Annotated in this window: 20 protein-coding genes; 10 read left to right on the forward strand and 10 right to left on the reverse strand. The window is 64.6% G+C overall.

All coding sequences use genetic code 11. The features are described from left to right. Window positions 1-86: 86 nt before the first annotated feature. Window positions 87-1,211, forward strand: a complete 1,125-nt coding sequence (gene menC, locus BI49514_RS11250) for an o-succinylbenzoate synthase (protein ID WP_101546628.1) — start codon at window positions 87-89, stop codon at window positions 1,209-1,211. Window positions 1,212-1,272: 61 nt separating this feature from the next. On the opposite strand, the gene BI49514_RS11255 is transcribed toward menC, so the two are convergent. The 4 genes from BI49514_RS11255 to BI49514_RS11275 all read right to left on the reverse strand — a co-directional run bounded on the left by BI49514_RS11255 (window position 1,273) and on the right by BI49514_RS11275 (window position 7,321). After that, window positions 1,273-2,181 (reverse strand): cation diffusion facilitator family transporter, encoded by a 909-nt coding sequence (locus BI49514_RS11255; protein ID WP_101546629.1) that lies wholly within the window; start codon window positions 2,179-2,181, stop codon window positions 1,273-1,275. Between the two features lie 276 nt (window positions 2,182-2,457). Continuing rightward, complete coding sequence (locus BI49514_RS11265; protein WP_101546631.1) at window positions 2,458-4,299, reverse strand: flotillin family protein; 1,842 nt, start codon at window positions 4,297-4,299, stop codon at window positions 2,458-2,460. Between the two features lie 196 nt (window positions 4,300-4,495). After that, the gene (locus tag BI49514_RS11270) at window positions 4,496-4,957 is read right to left on the reverse strand and encodes a DUF3817 domain-containing protein (RefSeq protein WP_101546632.1); all 462 of its coding nucleotides are present in this window, start codon (window positions 4,955-4,957) and stop codon (window positions 4,496-4,498) included. Window positions 4,958-5,203: 246 nt separating this feature from the next. Further along, window positions 5,204-7,321 carry a M28 family peptidase gene (locus tag BI49514_RS11275; RefSeq protein ID WP_101546633.1) on the reverse strand — a complete coding sequence of 706 codons (2,118 nt, stop codon included), beginning with the start codon at window positions 7,319-7,321 and terminating at the stop codon, window positions 5,204-5,206. A 480-nt stretch (window positions 7,322-7,801) separates the two neighbouring features. On the opposite strand from BI49514_RS11275, the gene BI49514_RS11280 reads away from it, so the two are divergent. Beyond that, window positions 7,802-8,905: a VIT1/CCC1 transporter family protein gene (locus tag BI49514_RS11280; protein WP_101546634.1), complete on the forward strand. Its 1,104-nt coding sequence runs from the start codon at window positions 7,802-7,804 to the stop codon at window positions 8,903-8,905. Then, the gene (locus tag BI49514_RS11285; RefSeq protein WP_101546635.1) at window positions 8,902-9,789 is read left to right on the forward strand and encodes an aminotransferase class IV; all 888 of its coding nucleotides are present in this window, start codon (window positions 8,902-8,904) and stop codon (window positions 9,787-9,789) included. The genes BI49514_RS11280 and BI49514_RS11285 overlap by 4 nt, the downstream gene beginning before the upstream one ends. Before the next feature lie 105 nt (window positions 9,790-9,894). Here BI49514_RS11285 and BI49514_RS11290 read toward each other — a convergent pair whose 3' ends face one another. Continuing rightward, window positions 9,895-10,095: a hypothetical protein gene (locus tag BI49514_RS11290; protein WP_101546636.1), complete on the reverse strand. Its 201-nt coding sequence runs from the start codon at window positions 10,093-10,095 to the stop codon at window positions 9,895-9,897. A gap of 247 nt (window positions 10,096-10,342) precedes the next feature. Between BI49514_RS11290 and BI49514_RS11295 the strand changes: the two genes are divergently transcribed. Next, the gene (locus BI49514_RS11295) at window positions 10,343-10,642 is read left to right on the forward strand and encodes a DUF4235 domain-containing protein (RefSeq protein WP_101546637.1); all 300 of its coding nucleotides are present in this window, start codon (window positions 10,343-10,345) and stop codon (window positions 10,640-10,642) included. Window positions 10,643-10,713: 71 nt separating this feature from the next. Here BI49514_RS11295 and BI49514_RS11300 read toward each other — a convergent pair whose 3' ends face one another. Next, window positions 10,714-11,616: a type I 3-dehydroquinate dehydratase gene (locus tag BI49514_RS11300; protein ID WP_101546638.1), complete on the reverse strand. Its 903-nt coding sequence runs from the start codon at window positions 11,614-11,616 to the stop codon at window positions 10,714-10,716. A 57-nt stretch (window positions 11,617-11,673) separates the two neighbouring features. Here BI49514_RS11300 and BI49514_RS11305 point away from each other — a divergent pair, with 57 nt between their 5' ends. The 5 genes from BI49514_RS11305 (at window position 11,674) to BI49514_RS11325 (ending at window position 17,313) form a co-directional block, all read left to right on the forward strand. Beyond that, window positions 11,674-12,474 (forward strand): alpha/beta fold hydrolase, encoded by an 801-nt coding sequence (locus BI49514_RS11305; RefSeq protein ID WP_101546672.1) that lies wholly within the window; start codon window positions 11,674-11,676, stop codon window positions 12,472-12,474. A 351-nt stretch (window positions 12,475-12,825) separates the two neighbouring features. Then, window positions 12,826-14,244 carry a quaternary amine ABC transporter ATP-binding protein gene (locus BI49514_RS11310; RefSeq protein WP_101546639.1) on the forward strand — a complete coding sequence of 473 codons (1,419 nt, stop codon included), beginning with the start codon at window positions 12,826-12,828 and terminating at the stop codon, window positions 14,242-14,244. Further along, a complete protein-coding gene (locus BI49514_RS11315; protein ID WP_101546640.1) occupies window positions 14,244-15,110 on the forward strand; it encodes an ABC transporter permease in 867 nt (288 codons plus the stop codon). The genes BI49514_RS11310 and BI49514_RS11315 overlap by 1 nt, the downstream gene beginning before the upstream one ends. Before the next feature lie 38 nt (window positions 15,111-15,148). Continuing rightward, a complete protein-coding gene (locus tag BI49514_RS11320) occupies window positions 15,149-16,147 on the forward strand; it encodes a glycine betaine ABC transporter substrate-binding protein (RefSeq protein WP_101546641.1) in 999 nt (332 codons plus the stop codon). A 170-nt stretch (window positions 16,148-16,317) separates the two neighbouring features. Further along, window positions 16,318-17,313 (forward strand): glycine betaine ABC transporter substrate-binding protein, encoded by a 996-nt coding sequence (locus BI49514_RS11325; RefSeq protein ID WP_101546642.1) that lies wholly within the window; start codon window positions 16,318-16,320, stop codon window positions 17,311-17,313. A gap of 226 nt (window positions 17,314-17,539) precedes the next feature. On the opposite strand, the gene BI49514_RS11330 is transcribed toward BI49514_RS11325, so the two are convergent. From BI49514_RS11330 to BI49514_RS11345, 4 genes are all read right to left on the reverse strand, one after another. After that, window positions 17,540-18,850 carry a Dyp-type peroxidase gene (locus BI49514_RS11330; protein WP_244195253.1) on the reverse strand — a complete coding sequence of 437 codons (1,311 nt, stop codon included), beginning with the start codon at window positions 18,848-18,850 and terminating at the stop codon, window positions 17,540-17,542. Next, window positions 18,840-19,508, reverse strand: coding sequence for a copper chaperone PCu(A)C (locus tag BI49514_RS11335; protein ID WP_101546644.1), 669 nt, complete (start codon window positions 19,506-19,508; stop codon window positions 18,840-18,842). Before BI49514_RS11335 ends, BI49514_RS11330 begins: the two co-directional genes overlap by 11 nt. Before the next feature lie 429 nt (window positions 19,509-19,937). Then, a complete protein-coding gene (locus BI49514_RS11340; protein ID WP_101546645.1) occupies window positions 19,938-20,633 on the reverse strand; it encodes a hypothetical protein in 696 nt (231 codons plus the stop codon). A gap of 67 nt (window positions 20,634-20,700) precedes the next feature. After that, entirely contained in the window at window positions 20,701-21,183 is a 483-nt protein-coding gene (locus BI49514_RS11345; protein WP_101546646.1) for a ferredoxin reductase domain-containing protein, read from the reverse strand. 229 nt (window positions 21,184-21,412) lie between these two features. On the opposite strand from BI49514_RS11345, the gene BI49514_RS11350 reads away from it, so the two are divergent. Further along, window positions 21,413-23,083 (forward strand): HNH endonuclease signature motif containing protein, encoded by a 1,671-nt coding sequence (locus BI49514_RS11350; protein WP_101546647.1) that lies wholly within the window; start codon window positions 21,413-21,415, stop codon window positions 23,081-23,083. Window positions 23,084-23,152 lie beyond the last annotated feature (69 nt).

Consider the following 23,152-nt stretch of genomic DNA (forward strand, 5'->3'; position numbering starts at 1 on the left):
CGCGATACTCGCCGCCTCTTCGCGGACCGCTGGCATAAGGTGGAAGCGAAGACCCATCCGCCCGTTGCGAAGCAGGAGCCCGGCATATGAAGCTCAAGTCAGTCACCCTCCACCAAGTCTCGATTCCTCTCGTCACCCCGTTCGAGACCTCGTTCATGCGGGAGACGGAGAAGGACTGCTACCTCGTCGAGGCTGTCTTCGACACCCCGCAGGGTGAGATCACCGGGTGGGGAGAGTCCGTGGCGATGATCTCCCCGCTCTACTCCTCCGAGTATGTGGCCGCCGGCATCGATGTCACTCGCCGCTGGTTGGCACCGCTGCTCTTCGACGTCGAAAATCTCACTGCGGAGACCGTCGGCTGGCACCTGCGTCATGTCATCGGCCACCCGATGGCGAAGTCGGCTCTGGAGATGGCCGTCATCGAGGCTCAGCTCAAGCTCAACAACCAGTCGTTCAAGGACTACCTCGGCGGAGTCGTCGACTCAGTGCCCTCAGGAGTGTCCGTCGGCATCCAGGATTCCGTCGAAGAGACCGTCAAGGTCATCGGCGGCTACCTTGAGGAGGGCTACGCGCGGATCAAGCTGAAGATCAAACCCGGCAAGGACATCGCCCCAGTGGCGGCCGTGCGCAAGGCCTTCGGCGACGATTTCGGCTTCCAAGTCGATGCCAACGCCGCTTACACCCTCGTCGATGCCGCACACCTGCGTCGCCTCGACGACTACGGTCTCCTGCTCATCGAACAGCCCCTCGGAGAAGCCGACATCCGCCAGCACGCCGAACTCGCCAAGCTCATGGACACCCCGATGTGCCTCGACGAGTCGATCGTCTCCGCCGAGGCCGCCGCGGACGCGATCATGCTCGGCGCCACCTCGGTGATCAACATCAAGCCCGGACGGGTCGGTGGGTTCATCGAGGCCAAGAAGATCCATGATCTCGCCGCTGCCCACGGCGTCGCCGTCTGGCACGGGGGAATGGTCGAAACCGGCCTGGGCCGGGCGGCGAATGCGGCTCTGGCCTCGCTGCCGGGCTTCACTCTGCCCGGCGATATCTCCGGTTCGAATCGGTTCTTCCACGAGGACATCACCGAGGAGATCGTCATGTACGACGGCAAGGTCGATGTTCCCACCGGCGTCGGCTTCGGCGTCTCCATCGACCCGGCCAAGCTCGAACGCTTCTGCACCGAATCAGTGGAGATCCTGCCCGGACAGTGAGCCGAACCCCCGCCGAGGCGGCCCTCCCCTCACCGGTCACCGACCGGCAAGTTGGGCCGCCTCAGTCGTGGGTGTGGGTCTCGTGGGCGGCGTCCTTCGCCCGGTCGAACTGGAACGTCGAGTGTTCGATCGCGATCTTGTGGTGCTCCGTCAGGCATTCCTGCAGAGCCTTGAGGATGCGCGGAGCATGCCCGTCATAGAAGCATTCGTCGGCGAGCACCACATGAGCGGTGAGCACCGGCAGATTCGAGTCGATGCGCGTGATGTGGAGGTCGTGAACTTCCTGCACATGCTCGACTGCCTCGAGATGCTCGCGAACCTTGTCGAGGTCGAGTTCCTTCGGCGCCGCTTCGAGCAGGATCGATCCGGTCTCGCGCAGGATGGCGAACGCTCTGGGGACGATGAGCGCCGCGATGACCAGAGCAGCGACCGCATCGGCGCGCTCCCAACCGAAGAGCCAGATCGCCAGAGCGGCGAAGATCACGGCCACCGAGCCGAGTGCATCGGCAATGACCTCGAGGAACGCGGCCTTGAGGTTGAGGGAGTCTTCCTTCGAAGAGCTGAGGATGACGATGGAGACGAGGTTGCCCACGAGGCCGATGGCGCCGAAGAGCAGCATGCCGGGGCCGGGCACCTCCGGCGGGACGAAGAATCTCCGGATGCCTTCGATGAGGCTGTAGATGCCGAGTCCCAACAGCAGTGTCGCCTGGGCACCGGCCGCGAGCACCTCCGCCCGACGGAACCCCCAGGTCTTCTGTCCGCCCGTCGGCTTGCTGACCAAGCTCGCTGCGAAGAGTGCGATGCCGATGCCGATGAGATCGACGGCGTTGTGGCCGGTGTCGATGAGCAGCGCGAGACTGCCCGTGACGACCGAGCCGATGAGCTGAAACACGAAGATCGTCGCGACGATGCCGAAGACGATCCGCAGCTGCCGCCGCGAACCCGAACCATGCGCATGATCGTGAGCCATAGATACCTCCTCGACTCAACACATTAACATATGCACATTTATTTATGCATCTAGTCGACCTCGACGCAGAATCGGAGCACATCAGACCCCGACTGCGTCTCCTGCGGGTGGATCCACCTCGAAATCGTTCGGGAAATCGAGGTGGATCCACCCGCAGGGCACATCACCGCTCGGTCGGTCGGCACCTCGGCGTGCCCGACGAAAGAAGCGGCCGCCGAGGATGTCCTCGGCGGCCGCTGCCTGCGTGAGCTGGGCGCCCCTCACCTGGGGCGGCGGTCAGCCCTGAGCGCCCTTGCCGTCGTCGTCCTGTTCGTCGCCGGACTCATCGCCGTCGGGCGAGGCGTTGCCTTCGCCCGAGTTCGAAGCCGAGCCCCGACCCGCCTCCGAGCCGGCCCCGGACGCGCCCGCACCGCTCTCGTCGAGGCGGCGCTTCGCCTCATCGATATAGGACTGCACATCGAAGCCGGCGGCCTTCTTCACCTCGTCGCCGATCCGGTCGAGGTCGACGCCGCTGTCATCGAGGAAAGCCTTCGGGTCGAACCCCGTGCCTGTCGATCGCGGTCTGGCAGACGCATCGTCTGCGACGACTCCGTCGACGACCTCGCCCGAGGCGTGGCCCGTCCCGGACGAACCACCGGAAGCGGGCCCTCCGGAACCGCCAGTCCCGCCAGAACCACCGGGCCCGCCCGAGCCGCCGTTTCCGCCGGACTCGCCCGAGCCGCCGTTTCCGCCGGACTCGCCCGAGCCATCGCCCGCCGCGCCGTCAGAACCCGAGCCCTTCGCCTTGGCCACGAGGTCGGTGAGGTCGACACCGGTCGTTCCGCGCACGACTTCGAGGACCTGCGAGAGGTTGTTCGACACGGAGTTCGCGAGCTTCGACTCACCGTCGGTGGACACGATCGAGAGATCTTTGATGTTCGCATACGGCGCCACCAGTTCCCCGGCGACCGAAGGCAGCACCTCGAGCACCTTCGACAGCACGGCCGCATCGTTGAACTGCTTGTAGGCCTCGGCCTGCGCGCGCAGCGCCTCGGCTTCGGCTTCACCGCGGGCTCGAATCGCATCGGCCTCGGCTTCACCTTCGAGGCGGATCGCCTCGGCGTCCTTCGAGCGACGGTGGAGCTCAGCGGCGGCCTCGGCTCGGCCCTGCGCCTCGATCTCATAGGCCCGGGCATCGGCCGCGGCCTGCTGCCGGTAGCGTTCGGCGTCGGCCGGGCGGCGCACCTCAGCGTCGAGCTGTTCGGCGCGCAGCTCCGCGGCCTCCTTCGCAACGATCCGGTCCTTCTCGAGCAGCTTCTGCTTCTCGGCCGCTGCGGCCAGCGGGCCGGCGTTGTCGGCGGTCGCCTGGCGCTGATCGGCCTCTTCCTTCAGCGCGGCCCGGCGCAGCGCCAACTGCTGCTGCTGTTCGGCGATCGCCTGATCGGTCAGCGCCTGCTGTTTCTGAGTCTCCTCATTCTGCTGCGCCTGCTCGACAGCCGAAGCACGGCCGGCGTTCGCCTCGGCGATGGCGGCGTTCTTCGCCACCTCTGCGGCCTGCGGACGACCCCAGTCGCGCAGATAGCTGCCTTCGTCCTCGACGGCAGAGATCTGGAAGGTGTCGATGATGAGGCCCTGGTTGTTCATCGAGTGCGCGGATTCCTCCTGCACCTGTGCGGCGAAGGAAGCGCGGTCCTGGATGATCTGCTCGACGGTGAGGGTGCCGACCACGGCGCGCAGGGTGCCGGAGAGGATCTCCTTCGAGTAGTGGTCGATCTGGTCCTGTTGATCGAGGAAGCGCTGTGCGGCCTTGCGCACGTCATCCTCCGTGCCGCCGACCTTGACCTGGGCGACGCCGCGCAGACGCAGGGCGATGCCGTTGATGGAGATGCCGTCGATCTTGACGGAGATCTGCCGCGAGGACAGTGAAAGGATGAACGCCTTCTGCACGATCGGATAGACGACCGAGCGGCCCCCGATGACGATGCGCCCGGTGCCCGAGGCCCCCGAGGCGTTCCTGCCGGTGATGATGAGCGCCTCGGACGGTGAGGCGATCTTGTAGGAGCGCAGGATCACGAACAGCGCGATCAGGATGATGATCACGAGGACGCCGATTCCTCCGGCGCCTAAGAGCAGGTCCATCAGTGGGCCTTTCATCGCAGTGGGATGTGCCGACCGACCGATCACCGGCCGGCCCCTTTCATCCTAGGCCAGCCCACGGGCAGGCAACAGGGTGGAAACCCTCGCACTCAAGGGCAGAATCTCGCCGAGGCGGCCCACCCGACCGCTGATCGCGCGGTGGAAGCCTTCCCTCACACCACCGGCTCAGTGATCAAGTTCACTTGCCCCATTCCCATGGCGGTCCGGCGATGAGCAGACCCGAGAATAAGAGGACGACGAAGATGATGCCGATGCCGATGGCCGCCCACGGGAAGCGGATGCACCAAGAGGTGAGCTTCTCGAACCAGGTCTGCGGGGTGCGGCCGTTGCGACCCAGACCCCAGTCGCCTTCGAGTGATCCGGTCTTCTTGACGGAGCGTTCGAAGGGAATCGTGGCGTAGGGAATGATCGCCGATCCGAGACCCGTGGCGATGCGACGCTTGCTCCACTGCTGCGAGGTGCCGACGCCGATGACGGCGATGACGAAGCAGATGAAGATGAAGCCGTGGATGCCTCCGCCGATCCGCACCCCCACCTCGGTGGTGTGGGTGACGTATTTGAGGAACATGCCGATCAGCAGCAGAGTCCAGGTGACGGTCTCGGCGATGGCGAAGAAGGTGAAGAAGCGTTTGGGAGTCACGGAAGACCATTGTGCCCGGGCAAGGTGAACGCCCCCTGAGGAGCGCCGCCAGGTGAGTCGCTCGATCTCAGATCTGGGTCAGTGCCGACTCAGCTGCGCCATCCGAGCTGCGCCGCCGGATTCGAACCGCGGCCATCGTCATCTTCGCAGACGAGAACGGCCCGATACGCGCCGGTGACCGTTACCAGTCACCGACCCGCATCGGGCCGTCCGTGCCGATCAGGGCACGTTGTCTCGGCTCCCCGCTCAGCTGCGGCGGCGTGAACCCAGAGTCATCGCCAGGCCGAGCACGATGAGCGCTCCGGCCGACAGAATCAGCGGCAGGGCTTCGTTACCGGTGCGCGGCAGATCTCCTCCGCCGCCACCGTTGCCGCCGTCACCGGCCCCCGGTCCGTCACCTTCGGCGACGACCTCGAAGGATCCGGTCAGCGGATCCCCGCCTTCGCAGTCGACCGTGACGTCGTAGGTTCCGATGTAGCTGTCGACCATCGACGCATCGAGTCCGCGGACTCCGAATCGAGCGGTGCCGTCGGCGCCGACCTCGGCAGTCTGTTCGAACGTCTCGATCTTCCCGTTGTTCGGGGTCACCGTCATCGTCGCCGTGGTGTCGGCGACGCAGCCGGTGGCCGCGACCTGGACGCCCTTCTCGCTGACGAAGTCCGGTGCCTCGATCGTCTTCGGATCGATGCTCAGGGTCCGTTCGTCAGGAGCCTCGGTCGGCGTCTCCGTGGGCGGATCAGTGGGATCCGTGGGCGGAGTCGTCGGATCGGTCGGAGGATCCGTCGGCGCGTCGGCCAGCTCATAGGCCAGCGTGTGGACGGCGAAGCCGATGGCGGGAGCGAAGATGTCGATGGATTTCTTGCTCACGTTCTCGATCGTGTCCGTGGACTGGTGGTAGTTCGTGTCGTGCTTCGCACCGACGGTGCCGCCGAACATCTCGGCTTCCTCGGCGGTCTTCGTACCGTCGGCGCCGGAGAACAGGCCGCTGGCCGGGATGCCGTTGTCGATGAACGCCTGGTAGTCCGAGCGTCCGGAGAAGTCGGTGCCGACGTTGGGCTGGTCGATATCGGCGAAGTAGTCGGTGAAGACCTTTTCAAGCTCGGCCGAGCCTTCGGGGACGTTGACGCCGTCGGGAATCGGCACATCGGAGCCGTCGGAGTCGAGTGTGCCGACGATGTAGTTGTCGGAACCGATCATGTCGAAGTTCATGTAGGACTTGATCTTGCCCAGCTCGGCATCGTCGAGGCTCGCGACATACTCCGTCGAGCCTACGAGTCCGACCTCTTCCGCGCCCCACCAGCCGAAGCGGACGGCATTGTCGACCTCGGTCGGCTGCTCGGCGAGCGCTTCGGCCGAAGCGAGCAGTGCAGCGGATCCCGAGCCGTTGTCGTTGACTCCAGGGCCTTCTTCGACACCGTCAAGGTGGGCGCCGAACATCTGGACGTTGTCGTGGTCGCCGGCCTTGGTTTCGGCGATGACATTCCAGGTCTTCTCGGTGACGAACTCGGTCTCGAGTGTGAAGTCGGCAGTCAGGGCCGCAGCCTCGGCTGCCGCGTTGTCTTCGGCGGCCTCATCGGCCTGGTCGGTTTCTTGGCCGAGGCCCGCCTCGGCGTCAGTCTGGCTGCCGGCTTCTGCGCCGGCCTCGGCACCTGCGGCTTCGACCTTCTCGAGGAGGTCGGTGCCGACGTTGTAGGTGACCGTCACCGTCGGGGCACTGCCCTCCATCCGCTCATCCAGGGTGGCGTTGAGCTCCTCGTCCGGGTTGTCCTTGTCGTTGTTGTAGATGATGACTGCTGCGGCACCGGCTTCGGTAGCGGCCTTAGTCTTCTCACCGAAGGCGCATTCGCCGCGGGACACGAGCACAAGCGCACCTTCGGCGCTGGCGTCGAAGTCACTGGCCTGACAGCCGAGCTGTCCGCCGGCCAGGTCGCTGTTGTCGTCATCGACCGGCAACACCACTGGCAGATCGGTCAGCGGCTCCGTGGTTCCCTCTGTGTATGAGGCGGTCGCAACCTTGACTGCATCTCCGTCGACCTTGACGTCGACGGTGCCGAAGTCCTGGCTTTCGACGTCGAAGGCCTGACGCTTCACGTCGAAGGCACCGGTCGCCTCGAGGCTGGATTCGACATATTCCACGGCTTCTTCGTAGCCGGGCGTGCCCAGCGCGCGGAATCCTTCGTCCGCGTGCGAGGTGGAGATGTCGGAGATCTTCTGCAGATGCTCCATCACGGCGTCGCCGGTGACGCCCATATCGGTGTGTTCAGTCGGTCCCGCGGTGCCGGCCGCCAGTGCCGGGCTCACCCCGCCGAGGACCAGTCCGGCCGTGGCGGTGACCGCCAGCCAGCTCTTCGTGCGCAACTTCATGGAGTTCCTTTCGCTCCTTTGACTGTGTCCAGAGGAATCGCACATGACGGCGCACCGGAACCGACCGGCACGGCATGACTCCTCGGTCATACCGGCGCCGGCCCATCTACGGCTGCACTTGCGGGGAAGCTCGATTCTGACGCTTCGCCATGATTCGTCGTTGGTAACGAATCACATGCTTCTATAACGAAACGGTGACACAACTCACATTGGTCATTAATCTAACGCATCACAACAGGCTTTCATGTTACGAATTGATAACAACCGGTCACTGATTGATTTCGCACGCGCGGACTGTCTGCGGTTCACATGCGGATTCTCTGCGGCGACTGCGGCCGCACCACTGGGCACTCCCACGACGCCCCGACCTCACCTGCTGCCTGCCCACGCATCGCACCGCGCAACTCGGCCCGACCTCTCAGCCCCCTTACCGCCGCCCACCCAGTGCCGGAACCAGACCGCACGACTAGACTTGGACCAGTGACGACCAATGACTCTGCGGGATCGACTCCGCCCGCCTCCCCCGACAGGCGGACCATTCGCCGCTGGCAGCGCTACCTCGCCAACGAACGGCTCGAGGAACGGGTATATCGCAACCTCGCCGAACGCCGCAAGGGCGAGGACCGCGAGATCCTGCTCAGTCTCGCCGCAGCGGAATCCCGGCATCAGGAGCATTGGATCTCCCTCCTCGGTGAACACGCCCAGAAGCGCCGCTCCGCCGATCTCGTCACCCGCTGCCTGGCGTTCCTCGGCCGCATGTTCGGTTCCGTGTTCGTCCTCGCTCTGGCTCAGCAGTCCGAGACGAGCTCGCCGTACGACGAAGACGAAGCCGCCTCGGCCGAGATGGCCGCCGATGAACGCATCCACGCCGAGGTGGTCCGTGCCCTGGCCGCCCGTTCCCGCGCCCGCCTGTCGGGGAACTTCCGCGCCGCCGTCTTCGGTGCCAACGACGGCTTGGTCTCGAACCTCGCACTTGTCCTCGGTGTCGGCGCAGCTGGAGTCTCGAACACCGTCATCCTGCTCACCGGCGTGTCCGGACTGCTCGCCGGAGCCCTGTCGATGGGAGCCGGCGAATACATCTCGGTGCGCTCCCAGCGCGAACTCCTCGACGCCTCCACCCCCGACCCCGAATCCCGGCACGCTCTGGCCGATCTCAACATCGACGCCAACGAGCTCGCCCTCGTCTTCCGCGCCCGCGGAATGGAAGCCCGCGAGGCCGAGGCCCGCGCCAACCGCACGATCGCGGCGGCGAAGAACAAACAGGCACCGAGGCTGCCGAACCTCGACTCCGAAGTCGACCGCGACGAACTGGGCACCGGCCTCGGCGCCGCCCTTTCGAGCTTCTGCTTCTTCTCCTCCGGCGCGCTCATCCCGATCCTGCCGTATATCTTCGGCATGTCCGGACTGCCCGCCGTGTTCCTGTCCGCCGGCCTCGTCGGCATCGCGCTGCTGTTCACCGGCGGCATCGTCGGCCTGCTCTCCGGCAAATCGCCCGGCCCCCGCGCCCTGCGCCAACTCGGCATCGGCTTCGGTGCCGCTGCCGTGACCTACGCCCTCGGCCTGCTCTTCGGAGGTACCGCATGACCGATCCGCTCATCCTCGTCAACCCCGCCACCGGCACGTTCGAACTCACTGACCTGCGTTCCGCGCAACTGCCCGTCACGGACCTCTCCGCTCATCGCGGGGACGGGATCTTCGAAACCGTACTGGTGAGCGTGGGTGCGCACGGTGCCACCGTGGTGTCACGGGAACGGCACTTCACCCGGTTCCGCGCATCCGCCTCGGCGCTGGATCTGCCCGATCCTGACCAAGGACTGTGGGATCGGGTCATCGATTCCCTCATCGCCGAGGTGGCCGCCGCCGATCCCGAGAATGTCGAGTTCGGGATCCGCTACGCTCTCTCCCGCGGGGAGCAGGACGCGAACGGCGCATTCCGGGGCCGCGGGTGGGCCTTTCCCGTGCCCGTGGACGACCACATCCGTACAGCTCGCGAGCAAGGTGTCACCGCCGTCAGCCTCGACCGCGGATTCGACGCCTATATCGGCAGCAAGGCCCCGTGGCTGCTCATCGGTGCGAAGACTCTGTCCTATGCGGTCAATCAGGCCGCCGGCCGCTATGCCGCGGCCAACGACGCCGATGAGGCGCTTTTCGTCTCCCATGACGGAATCGTGCTCGAAGGACCGACCGCGAATCTCATCATCCGCCGAGGCGACCACCTGCTCACTCCGAATCCGGAGGCGGGTCTGCTGTCGGGAACGACGCAGCGCCTCATCTTCGATCATGCGGAGGATCTTGGTCTGCGCGCCGAATATGCCGACCTGAGCCTCGACGACGTCAAGGCGGCGGATGGGGCTTGGTACGTCTCGTCGATGCGCACTGCGGTCGCGCTGCGCGAACTCGACGGGAACGCGATCTCAATTGATCAGACTCTGACCGACAGGTTCCAGGAGATCATCCGCGGACGGTGAGGCCGTGGGAGCCGCCGGCTCCGAGCGACGGCAGGCGCCTTGGGGGATGCGCTGCCCCGGGTGGCCGGACTCTGGGCGCCTTGGGGGATGCTCTGCCCCGAGCCCTCAGGCTCGGGGCAGAGCGTCGGCGGGTTTCGCCGAGGGGAGAGTGAAGGCGAGAACGAGCCCGAGGATGCAGGCGGCGCAGCTGATCAGCCACACCGGCCAGAAGACGCCGGACATTCCCGGCAGCAGCGCAAGCAGGAATCCGAGGGCGCCACAGACGAACAGTCCGGTGACGTCGCGCGTCTTCCACTTCCTCAGCATCGTGTGCCTTTCTCTTCACGTTTCGACCCAGACCTTCCCTTGCCCGATCGAAGCGTGCTCTCACGCTATCTCCGTCGATCTGCCCGGCACATCCCCCAAAAGTATGAAATGAGCGAATTTTCTCGGCATCGTTCAACCGCGGGTGACCTTGCGCGCATCGTCCTGCGTTAGTGTTGACTTCGACGGAATACGTTCCCGCGGCTCGTGAGAGTCGTGGGACTCAATATTCAAAGGAAAGGACACGAGCATGGGAAAGCTCGCTTGGCAGATCATCGGCGTGGGAGCGCCCATCGCAGCTGCATTCGTCGCTCGCAAGACCCTGACCTTCGCGTGGGAGAAGTCGACGAAGCGCCCGGCGCCGTCGAACCCCGTCGATGACGAGATCTCGATGTCCGAGGCCCTGGCCTGGACGATCGTCTCCGGCGTCGGTGTGGCCGTGGCTCAGCTCGTGGTTCAGCGCATCGCCGCGAACACCGTGCGCAACAACTTCGGCGAGGAGGCCCTGCCGAAGAAGTTCCGCAAGCAGATCGAAGAGACCACCGACTGATCCTCTGCTGACTTCCACCAGCGAAACGGCCCGCGAAGCTCATGCTTCGCGGGTCGCTTTCTCTCTGGCGTTCAGCCGGTGATGCGGTCGAGGATCTCGGCGAGGACCGATGCCTCGATCTGCCCCGGCGCCGAAGCCTGACCGATCTGCGCGAATGTGGCGCAGCTGCCGAAGTCGGCGCCCATGATCCTGCTCGACCGCCCCAACGATCCCATCGAGATTCCGAGCACGGGCACCGGCAGCGAGGCATCCGCCGCGGCGGTCGCTTCCAGGAGACGCAGAACATCGGCCGGCGCCTGCGGCATCATCGCCACCTTGGCCACATCAGCTCCGGCCTCGCTCATCGCAGCGAACGTCTTCAGCAGGCGCTCGGAAGAGTCCGTGGACTCGAAATTGTGGTGTGAAGCTACGATGGGCACGCCCGCTTCCCGCGCCGAGGCGATGAGGGAGCGCGATTCTGCCCGGTCGATCTCGATGTCGACGGCGACAGGAACGCCCCATGATGCGTTGCTGGGAACGCCCGAGGCGGCGGTGCCGGTGGGACCGGTACCGGCAGCAGTTCCGGCGTCCGCCTCGACGTCGGCGACCCCGGCGATGAGTTCCCGCACCACCTCGGCGTAGTCGTCCTCCGTGATCTCCACCTGCCCGCCCTCGAAACCGGTGCGTACGGTCAGGAGGATCGACAACCCCGCTGAGAGTGCACCCGGGAGCAGACGAAGGGCCGCCTCGGCGAGGCTGTGCACACTCCTGTGCACCCCACCCTGCGCGGAACCGGAGGCGACGACGAGCAGCGGATCGATGCGCCATTCGACGGCGTCGACGATTCCGGTCGCGGCGGCCGCGGCGGCCGCGGCGCATTCGGCAGCGAGTTCATCGGCATCGATCGCCTGCGTCGGCACGATGACGGCAGGTCGCCAGGAATTGCGCACCGCGGGCGTTCCTGCGGCAGGATTGAGGAACGGCAATGATTTCATTTCTCAAGCGTAGGCGGTGACCAGGCGCGCGCGGGCAGGAGGACACGGGTGGAGACGATGCGGGTGGACAGGATCAGCGCACGCGATGGCTTCCCCCTCGAGTTCCAGGTCAGCGGGCCGGAGGACGCTCCTGCACTGCTCCTCCTGCAGGGCCAGTCGAATTCGCACGAGTGGTGGGACGATCTGCGCGGGGACTTCGAACCGGACTTCCGCACGATCACGTTCGACTATCGCGGAACGGGCGGCAGCCGGGGTGAGCTCGGGGAACTGTCGACAGCGAGCTTCGCCGATGATGCCGTGGACGTGCTCGACCACCTCGGCGCGGATCGGGCCGCGATCTACGGCACGTCCATGGGCGGGCGGATCTCGCAGATGCTGGCACTCAACCGTCCGGAGCGGGTGAGCGCTCTGGTCCTCGGGTGCACCTCGCCCGGCGGGCCGCATGCCGTCAAGCGTCCGCGTGAGGTCGGCCAAGCTCTGGCGAGGCTGCGCGGCGATGAGCACACTCAGTACCTCTTCGACCTCTTCTACACCCCCGAATGGACGGTATCGGCGGAGTACAGCAAGATGCTCGGCGACGACACGATGACGGCGGCCGCGTCATCCGCCCATCTGCGCGTGAGCGCCAATCACAATGCCTGGGACCGGCTGCCCGAGATCTCCGCCCCGACGCTGATCATGCACGGCGATGCCGATCGGATGAACCCGGTCGGGAATGCCCGAATCCTCCACGAGCGCATCCCCGGATCTCAGCTGCTGATTCTGCCGGAAGGTCGACACGGATTCTTCGAAGAATTCGCCGAGGTGGTCACTCCTGCCGTGCTCCGCTTCCTGACGGAATCGCTGCGGAAATCCTGAGGGCAGGAATCCTGAAGGCAAGGACGCCTACTGCATCAAAATCCCACATCCGGTAGCAAATCCGTTAACGGCATAGCTACAAGCTCCAATCGGCGATTATAACAATCAAGTAACGCACGAATATGTGTTTGCCCAGGTCAGAGGGGTAGTCAAGGGTGACGCGCCGGAGACTCGGGACAAAATCTCTGCCGAAAACCCTGAACAAAACTACAATGGTGGATCAGATATCCGTGTGCGGTGAGGCGCGTGCGCAATTGAGCTATTCGGATCTGATCTGCGAGCACCGAACCGTGTAAACGGGGGTGAAGCCTCTCGTTCTTGCGGACTGCCAAGAATGCAAGGAGGAAGCACGTGAGCGTTGTCAAAGCGTCACACGTCTACAAAGTTTTCGGAAAGCGGCCGAATGAAGTCATCAAACGCCTCGAAGAGGGCGCCGATCGCAAGGATCTCACCAAGCTGGGAACCGCTGCCGTCATCGACGCGAGCTTTGAGGTCGAAGAGGGCGAGATCTTCGTCGTCATGGGCCTCTCCGGCTCTGGAAAATCGACGCTGATCCGCACACTCAACGGACTCTGGGCTCCGACGGCCGGCTCGGTCGAGGTGCTCGGCACCGACATCTCGAAGGCCGATGCATCAACGCTGCGGAAGGTCCGCGGCAAGCACGTGTCAATGGTGTTCCAACACTTTGCCCTGCTGCCGCACCGTACGGTGCGCGAAAACGCTGCCTATTCCCTCGAGATCCAGGGCGTTCCGAAGAACGAACGCGCCGATAAAGCAGAGGAATGGCTCAAGACCGTGGGGCTCGACGGCTGGGGCGACAAGTACCCGCAGCAGCTCTCGGGCGGTATGCAGCAGCGTGTCGGGCTGGCCCGTGCGCTTGCGGCAGAGACCGACATCCTGCTCATGGACGAAGCCTTCTCCGCCCTCGACCCGCTCATCCGGCGCGAGATGCAGGAACAGCTCGTCGAACTGCAGCGGGAGCTGAAGAAGACCATCATCTTCATCACCCACGACCTCAATGAGGCGATGTTCCTCGGCGATCGCATCGCGGTGATGCGCGATGGCCGCATCGTTCAGATCGGCACCTCCGAGGAGATCCTCACGCAGCCGGCCGACGACTACATCGCTGAGTTCGTCCAAGATGTCGACCGCACCCGCGTTCTCACCGCATCGTCGATCATGCGCGAGACCAATGCCACGATCAGCATCGAGGCCGGCCCGCGACTGGCCATGCGGACTCTCGAGGACAGCAACTCCTCAGGCCTGCTCGTCCTCGACGAGAACCGCACCGTCGTCGGCATGGTCAGCGACCGCAATGTGGTCAAGGCCGCCCGCGAAGGTCAGCACACGATCGCCGACATCGTGGAGAAGACAGACCTATTCACAGTGCGCCCCGAGACCCCGATCTCCGAACTCTTCGCACCGAGCTCGACGGCCAAGGTGCCGTTGACCGTCGTTGACGACAATCAGCGCCTGCTCGGCATCGTGCCCCGAGTGGCACTGCTCAATTCAATGGCCGATCCGGGGCCCGCGACAGGCGAGATCCCGCCAGTCAGAGAGGAGTCCGAGCCCGTGGTCGTCTCACCCGGTGCGGCCGAGGCCGACAGCGAGAACGGTGCCGCCTTCACGGAAGAGCAGGTGGCCCCGACGGAAGTCGCTGCGGCGACCAACGGTGCGAGCGCTGACGCGACTGCCGCTGAAGACGGACTCGGAAAGGACACCGGATCGCCTGTCCGAGGCGCCGATGACGTTGATGGAGGTAAGCACTGATGGACTTCATGAATCCGCGTCTGCCGCTCGGTGATTGGGTCAATGACTTCCTCACCTGGTTCACTTCGGCCTTCCAGTGGCTGCTCGACTTCATCAACCTGATCCTGGGCGGTCTCTACGACATCCTCTACCTGGTGTTCTCGTCGCCGATCTACCTCATTATGATCGTCATCTTGGCTGCGATCGCATTCTTTGCCGCCGGCTGGAAGGTCGCAGTGTTCACCCTCATCGGGTTCTACCTCGTGCGGGCCCTCGACCAGTGGGACAACACGATGTCGACACTGGCCCTGGTTCTCGTCGCCGTCATCGTGGCTCTGATCATCGCCATTCCGCTCGGCATCCTCGCCGCGAAGGTGAGTTGGGTGTCGACAGTCGTCAAGCCGATCCTCGACTTCATGCAGTCGATGCCTGCTCTGGCGTATCTGGTGCCTGCGATCCTCATGTTCGGCATCGGTCAGACTCCGGGTGCAATTGCGACGATCATCTTCGCCTTGCCCCCCGGCGTGCGACTGACCGAGCTCGCCATCCGCCAGGTGAACACAGAAGTCGTCGAGGCCGGCCAAGCCTTCGGCGCGAGCTCCGGACACATCCTGTCGAAGATCCAGATCCCCCTGGCCATGCCGACCATCATGGCGGGCATCAACCAGGTCATCATGCTTGCGCTGTCGATGGTCGTCCTCGCAGGCATGGTCGGCGCCGGCGGCCTTGGTGGTGCCGTCGTCGGCGGCATCAGCTCCCTCGATGTCCCTCTGGCAGTTGAGGCCGGCCTGGCCGTCGTCGTGGTAGCGATCTTCCTTGACCGAGTCACAGCGGCTCTGGGCAAGAAGACGCCGATCGAACGGGCCCGCAAGGCCGCAGCCGCCTGATCCGAAACCCAACCATCCGAGTACCAAAGGAGAGTCAGATGAAAAAGACAACCTTGACAAAGCTGGGAGGCATCCTCGCGGCCAGTGCGCTGGCCCTTTCGGCTTGTGGAGCGTCGAACTCCGGCGGCGGTTCTGCCGGTGCCGACGAAGACACGAGCGCTGAGGGCAAGGACTGGTCCTCATGCAAGCCCGGGGAAGGCTCGAAGGACGTCGCCGACACTGAGGACGACGAGAAGAAGGTCTCTCTCGGAATCTTCAACGGCTGGGACGAGTCCTACGCCACCGTCTACCTCGTCAAGAATGTTCTCGAAGAGGACGGCTACGAAGTCGAAACCAAGGAACTCGACGCCGGGCCGATGTTCACCGGCGTGGCCAAGGGAGATATCGACTTCTTCACCGACGGTTGGCTGCCGCTGACCCACGAGAGCTACATCGAGCAGTTCGGTGACAAGATGGTCGATCACGGCTGCTGGTACGACAATGCGAAGCTGACCATCGCCGTCAACGAGGATTCGCCGGCCAAGACCATCGGCGACCTCAAGGACATGGGCGACGAGTACAACAACACGCTGTACGGCATCGACGCAGGCGCTGGTCTGACGAAGACGACGAAGGAGGCGGCAATCCCCGACTACGAGCTCGACAACCTCGAGTTCAAGATCTCCTCGACCCCGGCGATGCTCGCTCAGCTGCAGAAGTCGACTGATGCAGATGAGAATGTCGCAGTGACCCTGTGGCGTCCGCACTGGGCCTACGATGCGTTCCCGGTCCGCGACCTTGAGGACCCGAAGGGTGCAATGGGCGAAGCCGAGCGCATCTTCAGCTTCTCCGGCAAGGACGCAGCGGAAGAGCACCCCTACGTCTCCCAGCTGCTGCAGAACCTCGTCCTCGACGACGACCACCTCGCCAGCCTGGAAAACCTCATGTTCTCCGACGATAACTACGGCGGAGACAACCACGAGAAGGCCGTCGCCGAATGGCTGGAGGACAACCCGGACTTCGTCGACCAGTGGAAGAAGGGCGAACTCGCAAAGTAATCCGCTGACCTACAACACCAGCCGCCAGAAATTGCTCGCCACAGAGTGAAATCGCAATAGCGGCCGGACACGAACGGGGCAGGTTCACAAGCTCATGAGTTTGCGATCCTGCCCCGCTTCCATGCGACGACCGCGCACCAATACGATCACATCTGAATAGAGGAAACATCATGATATCGACACGCAGCACCCGTCTCGGCGCGATCCTCACCTGCGCTGCTCTTGCCCTCTCAGCCTGCGGGGCATCGAACTCCGGCGGAGAAGACAACGACAACGCTCAGGGCAGTGGAGACAAAGATTGGTCCAACTGCACTCCGGGTGAAGGATCGAAGGATACCGCCGAGGTGACTGATGACGACAAGGATGTCTCCTTCGTCATGTTCAACGGCTGGGACGAGTCCTACGCCACCACCTACCTCATCAAGAACGTGCTCGAAGAAGACGGATACACGGTGGAGACGCAAGAACTCGATGCCGGGCCCGCATACACCGGGCTGACCAAAGGCGACGTCGACTTCGTCACCGACACCTGGCTGCCGCTGACTCACGCGAGCTACCTCGAGCAGTTCGGTGACAAGATGGTCGATCACGGCTGCTGGTACGACAACGCGAAGCTGACCATCGCCGTCAACGAGGATTCGCCGGCCAAGACCATCGGCGACCTCAAGGACATGGGCGACGAGTACAACAACACGCTGTACGGCATCGAAGCCGGTGCCGGTCTGACGAAGACGACGAAGGAGGCGGCAATCCCCGACTACGAGCTTGATGAGCTTGATTACAAGATCTCGTCGACCCCGGCGATGCTCGCTCAGCTGCAGAAGTCGACTGATGCAGATGAGAATGTCGCAGTGACCCTGTGGCGTCCGCACTGGGCCTACGATGCGTTCCCGGTCCGCGACCTTGAGGACCCGAAGGGTGCAATGGGCGAAGCCGAGCGCATCTTCAGCTTCTCCGGCAAGGACGCAGCGGAAGAGCACCCCTACGTCTCCCAGCTGCTGCAGAACCTCGTCCTCGACGACGACCACCTCGCCAGCCTGGAAAACCTCATGTTCTCCGACGATAACTACGGCGGAGACAACCACGAGAAGGCCGTCGCCGAATGGCTGGAGGACAACCCGGACTTCGTCGACCAATGGAAGAAGGGCAAACTCGCCGAGTCCTGATGATGGCCCTGTGCAGCGCCCATAGCTCTGCAGCACACCACGGCCGCAGCAGGCATTCGGACGGTCTACCCGGGCAGGGCCTGGCAACCAAGCGCCATCTGCTCGAAGTCGAGAACACGCTCCCCCAGAAGCTGTTCTGAGGCACGGCATCGATGTTCGCCAGCAGCGCCACTTTTCCGGCGGCGAAACAAACCCTGCCCGCGAGACTACATTCCGCACCATGCTCTCACCCCTCGAACAGCCCCTGTCCGACGTATCCGCCCTCGGTCGCCCCGGGCGGAATCGCCCATACGGTCGATCCGATCGGGGTCGTCCATTCGTTGAGCAGGTCCACCTCGGCGAGGCGGCGCTGGATCGGCAGGAACTGCCGCTCGATATCGGCCTGGAAGGATGCGAACAGCAGCCCGGAATCCCCGCCCGCGCCGGTCTCGTAGTTGAACGTGCGCCGGTGGATCTGCACCTCCGGGCCCAGTCCGTCGCGGGCGCGAGCGATATGCGCGGCCTGAGAGATCGTCGTCAGCCCCCGTTCATCGACGGCGGTGAAGTCCGGGACGTCGAACTCGTCCTTCCCCGACAGGGGTGCCCCGTTGTCCACGGTCCGCCCGACCGAGAACTCCCGCGCCGGGCGATCGGCCTGATCCCAGGTGTCGAGGTTCATCGCGATATCGCGCAGAACCAGCGTCGTGCCCCCGCGCATCCACACCGGCAGATGCGCCCCAAGGTCGACCGGCGGCTCCCCGCGAGCAGAGAACACCGGGTTCGCGGTCTCGGTGCCCTGTCCCCAGATGATCCGAGCGAAGTCCTCGGATCCGGGACCGGGATTCGCGGTGCCGTCGAGCTGGCCGAAGAGGTTCCGTTGGGTCTTCCCTTCCCCCGTGCTGCCGTAGGCGCGTCGGAATCCGTCCCGCTGCCAGGCCACCTCGGCGAACGATCGCGAGTCCTTGAACAGCATGCGCCTGGCATGTGCCAAGGTCAGCGGGTCGTCGCCGCAGATCTGCAGGAGCAGGTCGCCCTTGCATCGATCCTGATCGAGGCGATCGATCGAGAACGCCTCCAGAGGCTGCAGCCAGTCCGGGACGTGCTTCTTTCCGGCGAGCGCCACCAGCTCGGCACCGAATCCGAAGGTCACGGTCAGCCGGGCAGGGTCGACGGCGAGCTCGGATTCGGAGTCGGCCAACGGCGCCTGCCCCTGCGTCAGCGCGGCCGCATCCGCGGTGAGCAGCCGCAGCCAGCGCACCGCCTCGGCGGCCTTGATCCCGGGCCTCAGCGTGAACGCGATGAAGTGCGCATAGGCCTGCGGCGGGGTCTCGACCCCGGATTGATGAGTGCCGTAGAACGGCTCGGTCTGCGGCCCGTTCGCCCCGTCCAGATCTCGCCGAGGTGGCCCGCCGTCATCGGCTGACGTGTTCTGAGAGCCGGTGCCGCGGCCGAGTGCGAACCCGGTCGTGGCGCCGACGAGTCCTGCGCCGCCGGCCGCGGCCGCCGAGGTCAGGAGACCTCGGCGGCTGAAGCCGGTGCGACCGGGCTCAGTGGTCACCGTGGTCTCCGTGATCGGAGTCCTCGTGATCGTCGCTGTCAGCACCGGCGTGCTCGCCGTCGTCGCCGTGCTCACCATGATCGCTGTGGTCGTCGCTGGAGCCTTCGGCTTCCCCGGGCGCGTATTCTTCCTGCGCTCCGGAGTACTCCTTCGCTACGGCAGTGGCCCCGACGGTCTCGCCGTCGGCGGTGACGAGATCGAGGCTGATCTCCTCGCCCGGCTTGATAGCCTTCTTCAGGCCCATGATCATGATGTGATCGCCGCCGGGCTCGAAGTCCAGGCTCTCCCCGGCCGGGATGGTGAAGCCGCCCTTCTTCTCCTGCATCTTCATTCCACCCGAACCGTCGCTTTCGGTCTCGTGGAGCTCGACCATCTCCGCGTCCGGGTATTTCGCTTCGACGAGATTGATGTCCTTGTCTGTGTTGTTCTGCAGCTTTCCGAAGACTGCGGTCATTCCGTCGTCGGCAGCCTTAACCCAGGCTCCGTCGAGGCTGAGCGCCTCCGCGTCGACCTGAGTGGCTTCCGGTTTCGCCGAGGCGGAGCTGCTGTCACCGGTCTGTGCCGGATCGGCGGCCTTGCTGTCGTTCTGGCCGCAGGCCGCCAGGCCGATGGCGACCGCGATGGGCAGGGCAAGGGCCAGGGTGATGTTCTTTCGCATGATGTCTGCACTTTCGTGGTTGGGGTGCAGCCGAGCACATGTCGGCGCGCGCCGCGGTCGCCTGCAGGCGCAGGCAGCCCGCGTGCTCCGCGTCGTCAGACGACGAGGATCTTCGGTCGCAGAGTCTCTGCTGCCCGAAGCTGCAGGCGCTCAGCCGCATCGCGTTCGTACGCCTGTGTGCAGGGAACGCGGCTGACCGGCAGCGCTTTCGTAAGCCTCTGCGCCGGTCACGGTTGCCTGCGCGCAGCTCGTGCGAGTGCAAGTGCGCAGGGCACGTGCGGGGTACGTGTCCTCTGCTCGCAGCGGTGTGCGCGGACGTGTTCGACTGTCACCGAGGGGCGGCCCGCCGCTGTCTGGGCGGTCGCCCGAAGATGGATGGTCACCCGGGAATCCAGGTGTGGGTCGGCGCTGCAAACGCCGATTGCGATGTCAGACGAGCGCGGGCGGGCCGCGGCGGTAGTTCGGGCCGACGACCGCCGATGTGACCGGCTGAGGCACCCGGAACGAAGCGCAGAGCTTGCGGAACGGTTCGTCAGCCAGGACTCCGGCCGCCTCGGCGAGGGCTCGCAGTGCACCGATCACCGGGCCCAGGGCCAGCTGCAGAATACTGAGGACGATGTCCTCACCGCGCTTGAGGATCACGGCGGTGACGAGGACCGCGACGGCGTGGGCGATGATCATCCCCACCGAGGTTGCCCCGTGGCTCGCCTGTCCGAGCGCGGTTGTGGCAGGACCGAGGTCAAGGGAGCCGGAGGCTGGGACGATGTGTCCGGCGTGGGTGTGGAGGGCCGCCTCGGCGGAGGTGGATCCGGTACCTGCAGCTCCGGCCTGCCCGCTTCCGGATTGAGCGGTTCCCGCGTGGGCCCCCGCATGGGCGAAGGTGTGCGAGGACCAGCTCATCGTCAGGTGCATGAGCACCTGTCCGAGACCGAGCAGGCCCGCCAGAGTCAGGTAGCCCAGGCGCCTGCCGGCGACGATCATCGCCGCCCAGAGGACGAGAACGAAGACGACCGCAGTGCCCGGAATCGAGACGCCGCCACCGGCACCGAGGTGCATGAGCAGAGCAAGGAGAGTCGTGAAGAGGGCAGCGAAGAGCGCACGTACGGATTTCGTCCATCCGGTCATGGGCCCTCCTCTCAGCTCGCTCCCACATTCTACTCAATGTAGAACAATTTCGGGAAGGCGACTGAGCCTACATCCGCAGCCAGGTATCGGCGGTCTTCTTGACCATGGCACCGGCATCAGCGGCAGCATCGTCCCAGGCGACGAGGCTGCCATCAGGGTCAGTGGTGGAGTCGGAGAGGACGACGACGTCGAAGTTGCACACAAGACCCGCCATCGCCGAGGCGTAGACGGCTCCGGGTGTGCCCGCCGAGGACGCGTCGGCGCCGGCGATGATGATCCGGTCGACGGAGAGGTCATGCAGACCTGCGGCCAGATCGTCGACGCCCTCGAAGACATCCGGGCTCTCGGATCGGAGTACGAGATCCTCCTCATCGGGGACGAAGATGCTCAGCTCCTCATCGGGAGTGTCGGCGAGATCGGCTTTCGTCGACGCGAAGATGAGCACACCGCCCACAGCGCGGGTGCGGGTGACGATATCGCCGAGGGTCTCCATGGCGTCATCGCTGGGGTAGCTGGCGTCGTCGGTGTCAATGAGGAGCAGGGCATCCATACTCCAATCGTGCCACGACCGACTGACACATTCGAAGCCGGTTCGCCTCGGCCGCAGCCGACACCACCCTTGACCTGCATGAACTCAACGAGGCTTGTCATCTTCCTCGAACTGCGGCGAACACCATATTTGTGTTCGAAACTTTTTTAGATCACCTATGGCATTCCACACATTATGAGCGTACACTGGATTCCAACAACAACGATGTTGGTGAACGGAATTCATCCCCATGACCCTCACTCCCGAACGCAGCTCCGATCATTCCGATCGGAACGCCGACAACTCCCCGCAGACCAGCGGTCACCCGCTGCTGGCCGACGAGGAGTGGGCAGATCTCAGCCGCTTTGCGCCCGAGGTCACCTCTTCGATCACTCAGCTGATGAGCCTCAAAGACGAGCTGCGCTCGTTCGATCGCCCCATGGGACCGGATCAGGCCATTATGCTCGCCGATGGGGTCGAGGCGATCACACGCATCAACGTTGCATTGTCGACGCTCGCACTCTCCGTCTGCGAACGCGTCGGAACACCCAGCGATTTCGGCGCCAAGTCGACGAAGTCGCTCATCGAGAACCGATTCAACCTCACCGGCGCGGAGGTGAATCGCCGCACCGATATGGCCAAGAACCTCGGCGGACGCGTCGACATGGCCGGACAGGCTCTGCCGCCTCTCTACCCTGTCGTCGCAGATGCCCTCCATGCCGGCACGATCTCCGCCGCCCAGGCGTCTGTCATCGAAGACTGCATGCGCAAACTGCCCACGTGGGTCAGTCAGACGGTCCGCACCGACGTCGAGACGCGCTTGGTCGACAACGCGCCCAAGGTCCGTCTCAAGGATCTGCGCGAGATCTTCGGCAAGCTCATGGGCTATATCGACCCGGACGGCGCGGAGCCGAACGACTCGGCCGACCGCTCTGCGTACAACATGTCCATGCGTGCCAAGGCCAACGGCGACTGGGAGCTGCGTGGACTGCTCGACCCCGTCACCGGCGGCACTCTCAACAGACTACTGACCTCACGAATCCAGTCTGCGGGAGAAGACGACAAGGCCGGTGCCGACTCGGCGACCGGCGCCTCTGGGATCGCGGCCGCGGGCAATCCCGCCACCGTCACCGCTGCTTCTGAGCGGACGAGCTCGCCGCTTCCTGACAAGGAGCTGCTTGAGATCGTCGATGCTGTGCTCTCCGGTGACCGATATGACGCGAAGCGAGTTCCGGAACCCGATCTCGACCTAGCTCGCACGTGCGGAAATTCGGCGCCCGTCCCCGGCGTCGGCGTTCGTGAGGACGGCGGTTTCGTCGACGTCAGCGCTGAACAGCCCTCGGCGCGCGAATGGATCTACGAGCGATTCGCCGGCCTCGTCACGACGATCGACAAGCAGCGGACGGCTGCAGGAGCGCCTCATGCTCTCGTCATCAACGCCACCGCCGAAGATCTGGCCAAAGGAACAGGACACGGCACCACGGGTGCCGACAATCCCATTCCCATCAAGGAACTGATGAGAAACGGCCTCAACGGCTCGCTGTTCTTCCACCTCATGAGCGACAGGGCCAAGACGATGCAGGTGGCCACAGAGCAGCGCTTCGCCAATCGCAAACAGTTGGCAGTGATCACCGCCCGTGACCGAGGTTGCACCTTCCCCGGCTGTGACGCCCCTCCCGGTTGGTGCGATGCCAACCATGTGTTTCCATGGTCGCTCGGCGGCAAGACGGAGATCAACAATCTCGCGCTGCTCTGCAGCTATCATCACCACCTGCTCGACCGCACCGACTGGGACACGGTGATGCTATTCGACGGGCGACCCGCCTACATTCCGCCCGCCGCAAAGGACCCGGCTCGTAAGCCGATCCTCCACGCCCGGTTCATCGCGGACGACATCGTCGACTCCCTGTTCGACAAATAGCCGCCCCAACTTTCAGGGGACAGCTGTGCCCACTTTCCAAGTTCAGCCGGGTTCAACCCGGTTCAGCCC

It is taken from the genome of Brevibacterium iodinum ATCC 49514, assembly GCF_900169265.1.
Taxonomy (GTDB): Bacteria; Actinomycetota; Actinomycetes; order Actinomycetales; family Brevibacteriaceae; genus Brevibacterium; species Brevibacterium iodinum.

Coding starts and splice junctions, on each gene's coding strand:
- BI49514_RS11295 (WP_101546637.1), top strand. CDS start 10,343: ATGGGAAAGCTCGCTTGGCAGATCATCGGCGTGGGAGCGCCCATCGCA.
- BI49514_RS11320 (WP_101546641.1), top strand. CDS start 15,149: ATGAAAAAGACAACCTTGACAAAGCTGGGAGGCATCCTCGCGGCCAGT.
- BI49514_RS11335 (WP_101546644.1), bottom strand. CDS start 19,508: ATGCGAAAGAACATCACCCTGGCCCTTGCCCTGCCCATCGCGGTCGCC.
- BI49514_RS11255 (WP_101546629.1), bottom strand. CDS start 2,181: ATGGCTCACGATCATGCGCATGGTTCGGGTTCGCGGCGGCAGCTGCGG.
- BI49514_RS11300 (WP_101546638.1), bottom strand. CDS start 11,616: ATGAAATCATTGCCGTTCCTCAATCCTGCCGCAGGAACGCCCGCGGTG.
- menC (WP_101546628.1), top strand. CDS start 87: ATGAAGCTCAAGTCAGTCACCCTCCACCAAGTCTCGATTCCTCTCGTC.
- BI49514_RS11345 (WP_101546646.1), bottom strand. CDS start 21,183: ATGGATGCCCTGCTCCTCATTGACACCGACGACGCCAGCTACCCCAGC.
- BI49514_RS11340 (WP_101546645.1), bottom strand. CDS start 20,633: ATGACCGGATGGACGAAATCCGTACGTGCGCTCTTCGCTGCCCTCTTC.
- BI49514_RS11285 (WP_101546635.1), top strand. CDS start 8,902: ATGACCGATCCGCTCATCCTCGTCAACCCCGCCACCGGCACGTTCGAA.
- BI49514_RS11265 (WP_101546631.1), bottom strand. CDS start 4,299: ATGGACCTGCTCTTAGGCGCCGGAGGAATCGGCGTCCTCGTGATCATC.
- BI49514_RS11305 (WP_101546672.1), top strand. CDS start 11,674: ATGCGGGTGGACAGGATCAGCGCACGCGATGGCTTCCCCCTCGAGTTC.
- BI49514_RS11350 (WP_101546647.1), top strand. CDS start 21,413: ATGACCCTCACTCCCGAACGCAGCTCCGATCATTCCGATCGGAACGCC.
- BI49514_RS11275 (WP_101546633.1), bottom strand. CDS start 7,321: ATGAAGTTGCGCACGAAGAGCTGGCTGGCGGTCACCGCCACGGCCGGA.
- BI49514_RS11325 (WP_101546642.1), top strand. CDS start 16,318: ATGATATCGACACGCAGCACCCGTCTCGGCGCGATCCTCACCTGCGCT.
- BI49514_RS11290 (WP_101546636.1), bottom strand. CDS start 10,095: ATGCTGAGGAAGTGGAAGACGCGCGACGTCACCGGACTGTTCGTCTGT.
- BI49514_RS11315 (WP_101546640.1), top strand. CDS start 14,244: ATGGACTTCATGAATCCGCGTCTGCCGCTCGGTGATTGGGTCAATGAC.